The sequence below is a fragment of the Streptomyces sp. NPDC001220 genome (assembly GCF_053597895.1).
This window is the reverse complement of sequence record NZ_JBSFJE010000007.1, coordinates 404,848-417,077: the sequence shown is the minus strand read 5'-3', so window position 1 is coordinate 417,077 and position 12,230 is coordinate 404,848. Positions and strand designations below refer to the sequence as shown.

General features: G+C 71.6%; 6 protein-coding genes, 1 tRNA gene and 1 other RNA gene. 2 read left to right on the top strand and 6 right to left on the bottom strand.

Annotated elements, in window-relative coordinates:
• Window positions 1-63: 63 nt before the first annotated feature.
• The 5 genes from ACWDGI_RS19800 to ffs form a co-directional block, all read right to left on the bottom strand.
• On the bottom strand, window positions 64-1,557 hold the full coding sequence (locus ACWDGI_RS19800) for a N,N-dimethylformamidase beta subunit family domain-containing protein (RefSeq protein WP_450760659.1): 1,494 nt from the start codon (window positions 1,555-1,557) through the stop codon (window positions 64-66).
• A 326-nt stretch (window positions 1,558-1,883) separates the two neighbouring features.
• A complete protein-coding gene (locus ACWDGI_RS19795; protein WP_450760657.1) occupies window positions 1,884-3,641 on the bottom strand; it encodes a hypothetical protein in 1,758 nt (585 codons plus the stop codon).
• 289 nt (window positions 3,642-3,930) lie between these two features.
• Window positions 3,931-5,211 carry a phosphoribosylamine--glycine ligase gene (gene purD / locus ACWDGI_RS19790; protein ID WP_450760655.1) on the bottom strand — a complete coding sequence of 427 codons (1,281 nt, stop codon included), beginning with the start codon at window positions 5,209-5,211 and terminating at the stop codon, window positions 3,931-3,933.
• Window positions 5,212-5,585: 374 nt separating this feature from the next.
• Window positions 5,586-7,868 (bottom strand): DNA polymerase III subunit gamma and tau, encoded by a 2,283-nt coding sequence (locus tag ACWDGI_RS19785; RefSeq protein WP_450760653.1) that lies wholly within the window; start codon window positions 7,866-7,868, stop codon window positions 5,586-5,588.
• Between the two features lie 45 nt (window positions 7,869-7,913).
• An RNA gene (gene ffs, locus ACWDGI_RS19780) (signal recognition particle sRNA small type) lies at window positions 7,914-8,012 on the bottom strand.
• 72 nt (window positions 8,013-8,084) lie between these two features.
• Between ffs and ACWDGI_RS19775 the strand changes: the two genes are divergently transcribed.
• Window positions 8,085-8,172 (top strand) — tRNA-Ser (locus ACWDGI_RS19775).
• Window positions 8,173-8,351: 179 nt separating this feature from the next.
• On the opposite strand, the gene ACWDGI_RS19770 is transcribed toward ACWDGI_RS19775, so the two are convergent.
• Window positions 8,352-10,031, bottom strand: coding sequence for an LCP family protein (locus tag ACWDGI_RS19770; protein ID WP_450760651.1), 1,680 nt, complete (start codon window positions 10,029-10,031; stop codon window positions 8,352-8,354).
• A gap of 584 nt (window positions 10,032-10,615) precedes the next feature.
• Between ACWDGI_RS19770 and ACWDGI_RS19765 the strand changes: the two genes are divergently transcribed.
• A complete protein-coding gene (locus ACWDGI_RS19765) occupies window positions 10,616-12,037 on the top strand; it encodes an ATP-binding protein (protein ID WP_450760649.1) in 1,422 nt (473 codons plus the stop codon).
• Window positions 12,038-12,230 lie beyond the last annotated feature (193 nt).

Here is a 12,230-nt window from a genome sequence, read left to right as displayed (position 1 = left end):
CCCCGTGGTTCTGTACAGGTGCCCCCGATTCTCCCGTATGCCGGGTTGTCGTCGGACACTGGGTCAGTCCCGTTTGCAGATGCGGTCCAGGAGGTTGGCGGTGGCGCGCTGGACACGGGGGTCGACATGGCCGGGCCGGTCCAGGGCCGGTGACCAGGCGAAGGTCCCGGAGGCGAAGACCAGGGCGCCGGAGGGGGCGCGGTAGAGGGAGGTCTCCTGGTGGCGCAGGGCACCGTCGGTGTCGGTGTAGGGGGAGTGCGACAGCAGGATGCGCTCCTCGTGCTCGGGCAGCGCGGTGCGCGGGAAGTAGCGGTCGGCCTCACCGGCCACCAGACCCGGCAGTTCGTCGCCCTCCTGCGCGCCGCTGGCCTCCCAGAGCCAGTGGCCCGCGTTGCGCACGATCAGGGGACGCGGCTCGGGCACCCGGCCCGCGTACTGGATGCCGACCGTCTGCTGCTCGGGACGGTCGATCTCGCGCCAGAGCACGGGTTTGCCCGGGCCCTTGCGTTTTCGGCAGGTGAGCAGACGGTTCGCGACCCCGGACGGGGACGGCCCCAACTCCACCTGCCAGTACATGGTGTTGGCGGAGAGGAAGACCAGCGAGGTGCCGCTGTCCCGGGCCAGGTCGACCGTACGGCGCATCCGCGGGGACCAGTACTCGTCGTGTCCCGGGAAGACCAGGCCCCGGTAGCGGGCCGGGTCGACGCGGCCGGCGTGCAGGTCGCGGGCGTCCGCGTAGGCGAGGTCGTAGCCGTAGCGCTCGGCCCAGCGGATGAAGTCGTAGGCGTGGCCGACGTGCAGGGGCAGGCCCGCGCCCGCGTACGGCCGGTCGAAGGAGACGGTGGTCGCCGCGTCGGCCTCGCCGAGCAGCCGGCCCCGCTCGTCCCAGGCGTGGTAGAGGCTGGCGCCGCTGCGGCCGTCCTCGGGGTAGAGGTTGTAGGCCTGCCAGGTGATGTCCGGCAGCAGCAGGAGCAGGTCGGCCGGGTGGTTGTCGCGGATCGTGAAGGGCACGTGGGAGCGGTAGCCGTCGGCCGTGGTGAGCACGGCGACGTACGCGCCGTTGCTCCAGTACGAGGGGACCTGCAACCGCCAGGACAGCCACCAGTGGTGGCAGGAGACCGTACGGTCGGCGGCCAGCGGCGGCGGCTGCACGATGCCGGACAGCCGCGGGCTGGTGGTGATCTTGGCGGCGCCGTCGCCGCCGTAGTGGCCGATGCGGTAGATGTCGACGCTGAATTCCTGCGGCGGGTCGACGGTGATGTGGAAGTCGACGGCCTCGCCCGGGGAGACCGCGCCGGTCGAGGTGAATCCTTTGATCTGCCGGTGCACGTCGTCCGCCGAGCGGGGGCCGACCGCACTGCGGGGTGCGGGGATCCGCGGGTTCTCGCCGGTGGGCTGTGGCCGGCTCGGGTCGACGTACCAGGGGACGACGTGACCGGTGTCGTCGAAATAGGTCTCGCTGCCGCGCAGCCAGGGGACGGGACCCAGGCCGAAGGGGTCCGTGACGGCGTGCGCGAGTGCTCCCGACTCCCAGCGGCGGATGTGGTCCGATGCCATGGTGGCTCCCCTCCCTCGTGCCCCCGTGAAGTGTGCTGATACGAGTCGTTGTGCGGTGGTGCGGTGAAGCGGGGGCTCGTGGCCGAGCTTGTTCTGTTCTGGTCGAGCCTGGACTGTGCCTGGTTCGTTCCTGCTTCGTTCCCGGTTTCGGTCTCGGTCGTGGTGCTGCGTGCGCTGCGACTGTGGCGTCTGTCTTATGTCGGATGCGCTTGCCATTTCACCGAACGGTCCCAGCACATCACATAACGCACGCGTCCGGTCACCGTTCGTTGCGAATTTGCCTGAAGTGGAACGGTTCGCTCCGCTAAAGCGTCGAAACGCCGAGGTCAGACCAGCCGTACGGGCTTCTCGGGACGTATCCCGGACTCGACCAGCCAGGCCCGCAGCGGGGCCGGGTCTCCCTCCTCGATGAGGCTGAGAACTCTGGGCGTCAGATCGGCGGCCCGCTCGCCGTCGACCAGCAGGGACGGGCCGTCGAGCCAGTCCAGGCCGGGAGTGGCTCCGGCGGTGTCCACGGCCGCGCAGCACACCATCGCCCGGACGTGGTCGGCGAGCAGTTCGCGGGCGGTGCGCGGGGGCTGGAGGGGGAAGAGGGGCAGCGCGCAGTCGTCCCAGAGGGCGCTGTCGGGGCCCTGCCCGGCGGCTGCGGGCGTGCCGGGCGGCGGGGGGACGACGGCGGCTTCCTCGCGGGCGAGAGCCGCGGTGAGGCCGGCGGCCAGGGCGGCGCTGCGCTCGGTACCGGTGGCTTCCTCGGTGTCCTCGTCGTAGGCCGGGAGCTCCTTGGGCCTGCGGTGGGCGGCCGGGTCGGTCAGGTGGTCCAGGACCCGGGCCAGGGTGGGACCGCCGGGATCGGGGGCCGCGGGGTCGAGAGCGGCGCGGACACCGAGCGAGTCCAGGACGCGGTGCAGCCGGGCCGCCTCGGTGCGCCAGGTGCGGTCGACGACCTCGTCCGGATACTCCTGCCAGGCCACCGGCGACCAGTCCGGACCCGGCTCGGCGGGACCGCCGTGGAACAGGCGGGCGGCGAGCAGCGAGGCGGCCTCGTCCACCAGGCCCGGCTCCTCCAGCAGGTCGCAGGCGGGCCGCTCGCCGAGCCGGGAGGCGAAGCCCTCGGCCAGCCGGTCGCGCCGGGACAGCTCGGTGAGCGCCGCGACCACGCCCGCGTCCAGCCGGGACGGCCAGCGGCCCATCCGCCAGGCGGGCAGCGCGACCCGGGTGAGAAGGCGGTCCCAGCCGGCGTAGGCGAGGCCGACCTGCTCCTGGGCGACGATCCGCAGTCCGTAGTCCACGGCCTGGGCGCGCTCGGCGGCCGCGGCGGCGACCCCGCGCTCCATCAGCGCCGCGTGCTCCCGGCAGCCCCGCAGCAGCAGCCGGGCCACCCAGCCGAGGCCCGCGCAGACCATGCGGGTCGCCGGACATCGGCCGGTCGTGGAGGAGACGGCGACCGCCGCGTCCAGCCCGCGCACGAAGCGGCGGGCGGCGGCTATGTCCGGGTGCGCCGAAGGTCCGGTACCGGCGACGACCGGGGCGAGGACCGCACGCAGCTCGCCGACGCGCATCCACCACAGGAACGGGGAGCCGATGACGAGCACGGGGGCGGCCGGGACACGGCGGTGCGGGCCCGGATTGCCGAGCTCGTCGCCGCCCTTGGACGCGGGCGGCCCGTGCGCCGGGTGGGTACGGTCCTCCAGCCAGCTGTCGCAGTCCGGGGTGAGCGCTATGGCGGAGGGCACCGGAACGTCGAGGCGGTCGGCGAGGTCGCGCACCATCCGGTACAGGTCCGGGGCGGATGTCTCGGCGATCGGGACCGTCGGGCTCACGGCCGGCCGGGCGCGGGCCACGACCAGGGCGATACCGGCGGCGGCCAGCAGGACGACGACGGCGAGCACGCCGACGATCCAGCGGGCCGTGTCCCAGCCCCGGCCCACGAAGTGGCCGGTGGAACCGCCGGACAGCAGGATCACCGTGGCCGCCGCGGGCAGCAGCGCCACGGCCAGGGCCCGGCCGCGGATGCGCAGCACGGCAAGGGCCCGGCTACGCGCTGCCTGCGCTCCCGCCTCCACACCGATACCGGTACTGGTCACGTCCGGACCTCACCCCCTCCCTGCTGTCCTGGCGCCGTCCTGGCTGTTGCTCACTCCCCCACTGTGGCACCCGCCACTGACATCGCAATGCCGGTGGGCCAAGTGCCGGAACGCTTGCGCCGCACCCTAGTTGGGGCCTCGGCCCCCGTCAGCCGGATGGGGCATCGGTCACTCGATGGAATGGCTTTGGTCAGAGGTGATCGACAGACAGCAACGATCAGGCCCCGGATTTTCGGGGTCCGGGGCCTGAACAGGAGTGGCGCACGCTTCGAGCACGCCCGGAGGGCGCTCAGGCCTCGGCCGTCTCGGCCGTCTCGACCGCCTCGGCCGCCGCCTTCGCCGCGATGTCCGTACGGTGCTGGGATCCGTCCAGCCCGATCCGCGCCACGGCCGCATACGCCCGCTCGCGCGCCTGCGTCAGATCCTGACCGGTCGCGGTCACCGAGAGAACGCGGCCACCGGCGCTGACGACCGCCTCGCCGTCCCGCTTCGTCCCCGCGTGCAGGACATAGGCGTGCGGGGCGTCCTCGGCGGCCACCGTGTCGAGACCGGTGATGGGGTCACCGGTGCGCGGGGTGTCCGGGTAGTTGTGGGAGGCGACCACCACGGTCACCGCGGCGTCGTCGCGCCAGCGCAGCGGCGGGAGGTCGTCGAGGGTGCCGTTCGCGGCGGCGAGCAGGACACCGGCCAGCGGGGTCTTCAGGCGGGCGAGGACCACCTGGGTCTCGGGGTCGCCGAAGCGGGCGTTGAACTCGATGACCCGGACACCGCGCGAGGTGATCGCGAGGCCGGCGTAGAGGAGACCGGAGAACGGGGTACCGCGCCGCCGCATCTCGTCGACGGTCGGCTGGAGAACGGTCTCCATCACCTCGTCGACCAGCTTGGGGTCGGCCCAGGGCAGCGGGGAGTAGGCCCCCATGCCGCCGGTGTTCGGCCCCTGGTCCCCGTCCAGGGCGCGCTTGAAGTCCTGGGCGGGCTGCAGCGGGAGGACCGTCACCCCGTCGGTGATCGCGAAGAGGGACACCTCGGGGCCGTCGAGGAACTCCTCGATGACGACACGGTCGCACTCGGCGGCGTGCGCCGTGGCGGCGGCCAGGTCGTCGGTGACGACGACGCCCTTGCCGGCGGCGAGCCCGTCGTCCTTCACGACGTACGGCGCTCCGAAGGCGTCGAGGGCCTCGGCGACCTCGTCGGCGTCTGTGCAAACGTACGAACGGGCGGTGGGCACTCCGGCCGCCGCCATCACGGCCTTGGCGAACGCCTTGGACCCCTCGATCTGCGCGGCCTCCCCGGAGGGGCCGAAGACCGGGATACCCGCCTCGCGCACGGCGTCGGCGACCCCGGCGACGAGCGGGGCCTCCGGGCCCACGACGACGAGGTCGGCGCCGAGCTCCCGGGCCAGGGCGCTGACGGCAGCACCGTCCAGCGCGTCGACCCGGTGCAGCTCGGCGACCTCGCCGATACCGGCGTTGCCGGGGGCGCAGTGCAGCGCGGTGACGTCGGAATCGAGGGACAGAGAGCGGCACAGGGCGTGTTCGCGGGCGCCGCTGCCGATGACGAGGACCTTCACGGGGGTCAGCGTAGCCGGATGCACCGACTGGAGGATTCTCCAAGGGGGCCCGGCTGAGGGGTGGCCGCCCGCCGAAGCGCTCGCCCTCGGGGGCTGCCGCCCTCGCCGCGGGGGCTGCCGCCCTTGCCCGCGGGGGCTGCCGCCCTCGCCGCGGGGGCTGCCGCCCTTGCCCGCGGGGGCTGCCGCCCCCAAACCCCGCTTCGGTATGGACGGCCTCGTCCTCGAACGCCGGACGGGCTGATTGATGCGGCTGGACGCCGTCGCGCTCCAGCGGCGGATGCGCCGAGAAACCCAGGGCGCGGGGAACCGCGCGACCGGCCCACGACGGCCCGCAGCCGGTCACATGGCCGCAGCGCCCCCGCGCTCGCCCCGCGTCACTCGTTCCGGATCTCCTCCACCACCGTCGCCCCCAGTTCCCGCACGATCAGCTCGTGGCCGGAGAGCGCCGACTCGTCGAGGTCGGGGTCGTCCTCCTCGGGGATGTCGTCCTCGGGGGACACCGGGGGCGGTTCGGGGGCGGCGGGCGGCGGGGTGGGAGCCGCTGGCCTCGGGGCGGACGCGGGGGAACCCTGGGATGTGGACGTCGGCGGCCCGGACTGGGGCGCCGCCGGGCGGCCCGGGGCCGCCGGGGCGGAGCCGCCGTACCCGGACGACGCCGCGGGTGCGCCGCCGTAACCGCCGCCGGGCTGACCGCCGCCGTACCCGGGGCCGGCCGGGGCCGAGCCGCCGCCCGTCGGGTCGACGACGGCCTCGATCCGCCACTGCACGCCGAACTGCTCGGTCAGCGCCTGCCGCAGTACGTCCTCGCTGCCACTGCTCGCGAAGTTGTCGCGGGCACCGGCGTTGACGAAGCCGAGCTGGAGGGTGGTGCCGTCGAACCCGGCGACCTGGGCGTTCTGGCTGAGCAGGATCCAGGTGAAGCGGCGGCGGTTCTTGACCGCTTCCAAGATGTTCGGCCAGAGGACACGGGGGTCCGGGCCGCCGGTGGGGATGGGGGCGGAGACGGAAGCGGCGGCGGAGGCTTGGGCAGCCGGCGCCGGGGCGGCCGCGGGGGCGCCCGTGGCCGTACCCGTGGCCGTGGCCGTGGGCCAGCCGCCGGGACGCCGGGCCGCGCCGCCTCCCGCGGTGGCGGCCGTCGGCCAGGCACCGGGCGTGGCCGCAGGAGGAGCCGGTGGGGCGGCCGGCGTCGGGGCGGGCGGCTGAGTGGCGGCCGGGGCCGGCGCCGGGGCCGGTGCCTGTACCGGCGCGGATGCCTGTACCGGCGCGGATGCCTGTGCTGGCGCGGATGCCTGTGCTGGCGCGGGTGCGGGTGCCGGTGTCGGCTCGGGCGCCGCTCCCCCTCGTACCGCCGCACGGGCCGCCGCAGGCCCGCCCCCCTGCGGGACCGGAGCGACCGGAGCGGGAGCCGCACCCGCCGGAGCCCCTCCCGGCGCCGCCAGGTGTGCCTCGGGTCCGGGCACGTACCCCATGGCGGGCGCGCCGCCTCCGCCCGAGAAGTTGACGCCCCGCTCCAGCCGGTCCAGGCGGGCCATCATGGACCGCTCGTCGCCGTAGGCGGCCGGCAGCAGCACGCGCGCGCAGATCAGCTCCAGCTGGAGGCGGGGGGAGGTGGCGCCGCGCATCTCGGTGAGGCCCTCGTTGACGAGGTCGGCGGCGCGGCTGAGCTCGGCGGCGCCGAACGTGCCGGCCTGGGCCTGCATACGCTCCAGGACGTCGGCGGGGGCGTCGAACAGTCCCTTCTCCGCGGCGTCCGGGACGGCGGCGAGGATCACCAGGTCCCGCAGCCGCTCCAGCAGGTCGGCGACGAAGCGGCGGGGGTCGTTGCCGCCCTCGATGATGCGGTCGACGACCTCGAAGGCGGCGGCGCCGTCCCCGGTCGCGAAGGCCTCGACGACGGAGTCGAGCAGGGACCCGTCGGTGTAGCCGAGCAGGGAGGTGGCCATGGCATAGGTCACACCCTCCGCTCCCGCTCCGGCGAGCAGCTGGTCCATGACGGACATGGAGTCACGCACCGAACCGGCGCCGGCGCGGACGACGAGGGGCAGCACGCCCTCCTCGACGGGGATGTCCTCCTTGCCGCACACCTCGCCGAGGTAGTCCCGCAGCGTGCCCGGCGGCACCAGCCGGAAGGGATAGTGATGGGTTCGCGACCGGATGGTCCCGATGACCTTCTCGGGCTCGGTGGTGGCGAAGATGAACTTCAGATGCTCCGGGGGCTCCTCGACGACCTTGAGCAGGGCGTTGAAGCCGGCCGACGTGACCATGTGGGCCTCGTCGATGATGTAGATCTTGTAGCGGCTGCCCGCGGGCCCGAAGAACGCCTTCTCGCGCAGCTCACGGGCGTCGTCCACACCACCGTGAGAGGCCGCGTCGATCTCGATGACGTCGATGGAACCGGGCCCGTTGCGGGCGAGGTCCTGGCATGACCGGCACTCGCCGCAGGGGGTCGGCGTCGGCCCCTTCTCGCAGTTCAGGCAGCGTGCGAGGATCCGTGCGCTGGTCGTCTTCCCGCACCCACGCGGCCCGCTGAACAGGTACGCGTGATTGACCCGGTTGTTTCGCAGCGCCTGCTGCAACGGGCCGGTGACATGCTCCTGCCCGATGACCTCGGCGAACGACTCCGGGCGATAGCGGCGGTACAGCGCGAGAGACGACACGCATACGAGGTTATAGGCGCCCACTGACAACCAGCCCCGTCGGCAAACGCAAGCGCCCCCCACGCACCCGCCAGAGCCAACCTACCCTTGCTGCCTTCCGGCCCTGGGGGAGTTCAGTCAGATAGCGCCGCGTGAGGGGCTCTGCACAGAGTACCCGACGTCAGGGGGTGGGAACGAGTTCGCGAGCACTCCTCTCGGTCATGTAATGTTCCGAGCGGAGGATTCGCCTAGAGGCCTAGGGCGCACGCTTGGAAAGCGTGTTGGGGGCAACCCCTCACGAGTTCGAATCTCGTATCCTCCGCCAGTGCCTCACCGGGCACGATGTCGAAGGGCCCCCTGGAAACAGGGGGCCCTTCGACGTTGTCCCAGCCCTCGTTGTCCTGGTCTTTGTCCACAGGGGCCGCTTCCGGCGCTACCCAGATCGCCGTTCGGCCGGGCCCCAGCCCGTGATCGCGTCGACGACCGGGTCCGGGGCCCAGAGGGTTACGGCGCCGAGTCCTTCACGTTCCTGGCAAGGGCGTACGCCTCGGTCGGGGAGGTGCTGGAGTGCGCGTGGTCCGAAGTGGTCGGCATACCGTCGGCGTCCAGCCCGATGACGTCGCCGTAGGTGCTGACCTGCGCGCACTCCTTGCTGTCGCCGGTCCGCTGGTTGGAACCCTTCAGAGCCACCTGGGTGTCGACGTGCGCCGGGGTCGGCTTGCCGCCGGGGAAGGTGTCACCGGTTGTCCAGTCGGCGCCGATGAGCAGCACGATCTGGGAACCGGTGCCCTGCTCGACCGCCTTGGACGGCAGGCCGAGCGCCTCGGCGACCGCCTGGGCCTGCGCCTTCTGCCCGGCCGGGTAGGTCAGCGAGGTGGTGGCGGTGGAGGGAGTCCCGTTCCCCGAGTCGGTCTTCTTGCTGAAACCCTGGTCGGTCAGCACCTGGGCGATCGCCGCCCCCCGGTGGTACACCCCGGTGCCGTTCTCGACATGGACGGCGACCGAGGCGGCGGAGACCGGGCCGGCGGTCGCCGAGGGGGAGCCCTTCTTCCCGGCGGACGCGGTGAGCGACTGGTCGTCCGCGATGGTCTTGAACATCTCCTTGGCGCCCGGGGCGATCACCGTCTTGGATCCGCCGCCCGGCAGGTCGATGTCCTGGGTCTGCATGGTGGCCCAGGTGATCCGGCCGGCGGGCACCTTGTTGAGGTCGAGAGCCAGGTCGATGAGCTTGTTGGGGGAGTCCAGGCTGTTGTCCACGGTCAGCGCCTTGGTCGCGGCGTTGGCTATGCCCCACATCTTCTCCGGGCTGCTCAGCGTGCCCTTGCTCTTCATCTGGCCGAGAAGGGCGTTGAGGAAGATGTGCTGGGCGTCGGTCCGGCCGCGGCTGTCGCTGGCGTCACCGAAGCCGTGCCGGGTCCGCACGAACTCCAGCGCGGCATCACCCTTCAGAATGTGCGAACCCTGCTTCAGCTTCAGGTGGCTGTAGGGGTCGTAGACGTCCTTGCTGACGCAGACAGGCGTCCCGCCGACCGCGTTGGACATCGCTACCACCCCGGCGAAGTCGATCATCATGAAGTGGTCGATGGGTATCCCGGTGAGCTGGTGCACCGCGACGACGCTGCAGCCGGGGCCGCCGTTCAACGCCGAGTTGATCGCCGCGTTGATCTGCGCCGGCATGCTCGGGTGGCCCGAGTCGTGGCAGCCGCTCCAGTTGGTCCGCAGGTCGCGGGGGATGCTCATCACCGTGGCATTGGACCGGTCGGCGGAGATGTGGACGATCATCTCGACGTCGGCTCGGGCGCCGCCGGCCTCTTCGCAAGCGCCCCCGAGCTTGCAGTCCGCCGCGCTGTTACGGGCGTCGGATCCGATGACCAGGATGTTGATCGGACTGCGTCCGAACGCGTCGACCTTCTCGTGCCCGGCGCCGTCCTTACCGTTGGCGGACAGATCGTCGGACTTGATGTTGCCGTTCAGCTTCCAGTACGCGTACGCGGCCGTACCGACGCCGAGCACCAGCACGAACCCCAGCAACAATCCGACGATCTTGAGCGCGCGCCTTCTGCCGGACTTCTTGCCGGCTCTGCGCATCGCAGCCCTGCCGCCGCCGGCCGACTCCGCCGGGTCCGCCTTCTCTGCCCCGATCCGGCCGGTGGCACGCCTCCGCGATCTGAGGGGCTGCGTCATGGGAACTTCCTCGTACCTTCGGGGGGCGACGGCTGACAGAACTATCCGTGCGTTCGACTCGCAAAAGGCGAGTTGGGTTGTAATCCCGTCGGCTTCCGATCGGCCCTCTTCCGCGCAACCGCACAATCCGCGCTTGTTTCGACAGTCCCTGAGGGGTGAGGGGTGCAGTCGGGGTTGCCCGTGCCGGGTGCCGTCCAGGCCAGGGACCTACATGCGTGTGCGTCGCAGGTCAGAACGCCGACGGACCCCGCCGGACAGGCGAACGAACAGTTGGAAAGCGAACAGGCGAAATGAAGAGCCGAGCCACGAATGTGGCGCGGGTCGGGTCTTCGGTATGGACCGGTCGCATTTTGGTTGCATCCACGGCCGGTATTCGGGACATCACGGCGAACGGCCCAGCGCCCGTTTCCGCATCCCACGGCGGGTGGGTGAGCTGGCGGACCGTCTTCGGCGCCCGGGATCGGTAGCACTGTCCCTGGCGTTCGTGACCCACGCCGGCGTCATGAGCCTCACACCGGAGTAGGGCAAGAGAGTATCGGCAGCGATAGTATCTCTATCGATACTATTGCTGTCGGGAGGACTGTGTGCGTCGTTTCATCGGGCGGGATCGCGAGCTGAGCGTGCTCGGCAGCGCCTTGCAGGCGGTTCGCTCTGCCGTCGGGTCGGCGAAACCGGGGCAGTGCGTCCTCATGCGGGGAAGACGGCGGGTCGGCAAGTCCAGCCTCGTCGAGGAGTTCCTCCGGCGTACCGAGACGCCGTACCTCTTCTTCACCGCGGCGGGCGGCACGGCGGAGGACGAACTGTCGGAGCTGCTCGACGCCGTCGCCAGGTCCACCCTGCCGGAGCGGGGACTGTTCGCGGAGGAGACCCCGGGGCAGTGGAACGCGGCGTTCAGGCTGCTCGCGGAGATCCTTCCCGACGACAGCCCGAGCGTGGTCGTCATCGACGAGGTTCCCTACCTCATGGACCGCGTCGATGCCTTCGAGGGCATGCTCCAGCGGGCATGGGACCGGCTGCTCAGTCGTAAGCCGGTGCTTCTCCTCCTGGTCGGATCCGATCTGTCGATGATGGAGACGCTGAACAGCTACGACCGCCCCTTTCACCAACGGGGCCGGGAAATGATCGTGGGGCCCCTGAACCCGGCCGACCTCGGCGAAATGCTCGGCCTGTCGGCGGCAGCCGCGTTCGACGCCGCTCTGATCACTGGAGGGCTCCCCCTGATCTGCGCCGAGTGGCGGCCCGGAGCAGACGTGTGGGAGTTCCTCCGCGACTCACTGGACAACCCGATCTCGGCCCTGCTGGTCTCCGCCGAGCGCTCACTGGCCGCGGAGTTTCCACCGCACGCGATGAGCAGGGAGGTGCTGCGGGCCATCGGATCCGGGGAGCGAACCTTCACCAACATCGCTCGCGCGGCCGGCGGCATCGCCCACACCACTCTCACCCGAGCCACCGACGTCCTGACCGAGAAGAGGGTCGTGGCCGCCGAACTGCCGGTCTCGCTGAGGCCGTCGAAAGAACGCCGCTACCGAGTGGCCGACCCCTACCTCCGGTTCTGGCTCGCTTTTCTGGACCCGCACATGGCGGAGATCGAACGAATGCGGGGAGATCTCACGCTGGGCCGGATCAAGGAACAGTGGACGAGCTGGCGGGGCCGCGCGATCGAACCCCTCGTCCGGGAATCCCTCGCCCGCCTCCTGCCGGACGGCTTCCTGCCCGCCGCCCCGGCGATCGGCGGGTACTGGACCCGCAGCAACGACGTCGAAATCGACTTGGTGGGCGCCGACCGGCAGCCGGTGGCCAAGGAACTGCTCTTCCTCGGCTCGGTCAAATGGCTGGAGAACTCCGCGTTCGACAGCCACGACCTGGCCGCACTGCAGAAGCACCGGGCGGCGATCACCGACGAGCCGGTACCGCTCGTGGCGGTCTCCCGTAACGGGACCAGCTGTTCCGGGCTCCAGGCGACGTACGAGCCCGAAGAACTGCTCAGCGCTTGGCGCAGGGTGTGAGCAGGGGGCCGGTTCTCGCAGTGGCTGCAGCACTGGCTGCATTCACCTCCGCCCGGTGCGGTCCGGACTGAGCCAGATCGACCGCTCCGTCGCAGCTCAGAACGCCTCCGAGCTGCGCTGAACCCCCAGACGAACATGGGGTTCCAACGAGTGAATCCAATCGGTCCGCAAGTGGTGGTCGATGCGACAGCGG

Bases quoted from the DNA above. Each gene is read 5' to 3' on its own strand.
- ACWDGI_RS19800 (WP_450760659.1), bottom strand. From the start codon at position 1,557: ATGGCATCGGACCACATCCGCCGCTGGGAGTCGGGAGCACTCGCGCAC.
- ACWDGI_RS19770 (WP_450760651.1), bottom strand. From the start codon at position 10,031: ATGACGCAGCCCCTCAGATCGCGGAGGCGTGCCACCGGCCGGATCGGG.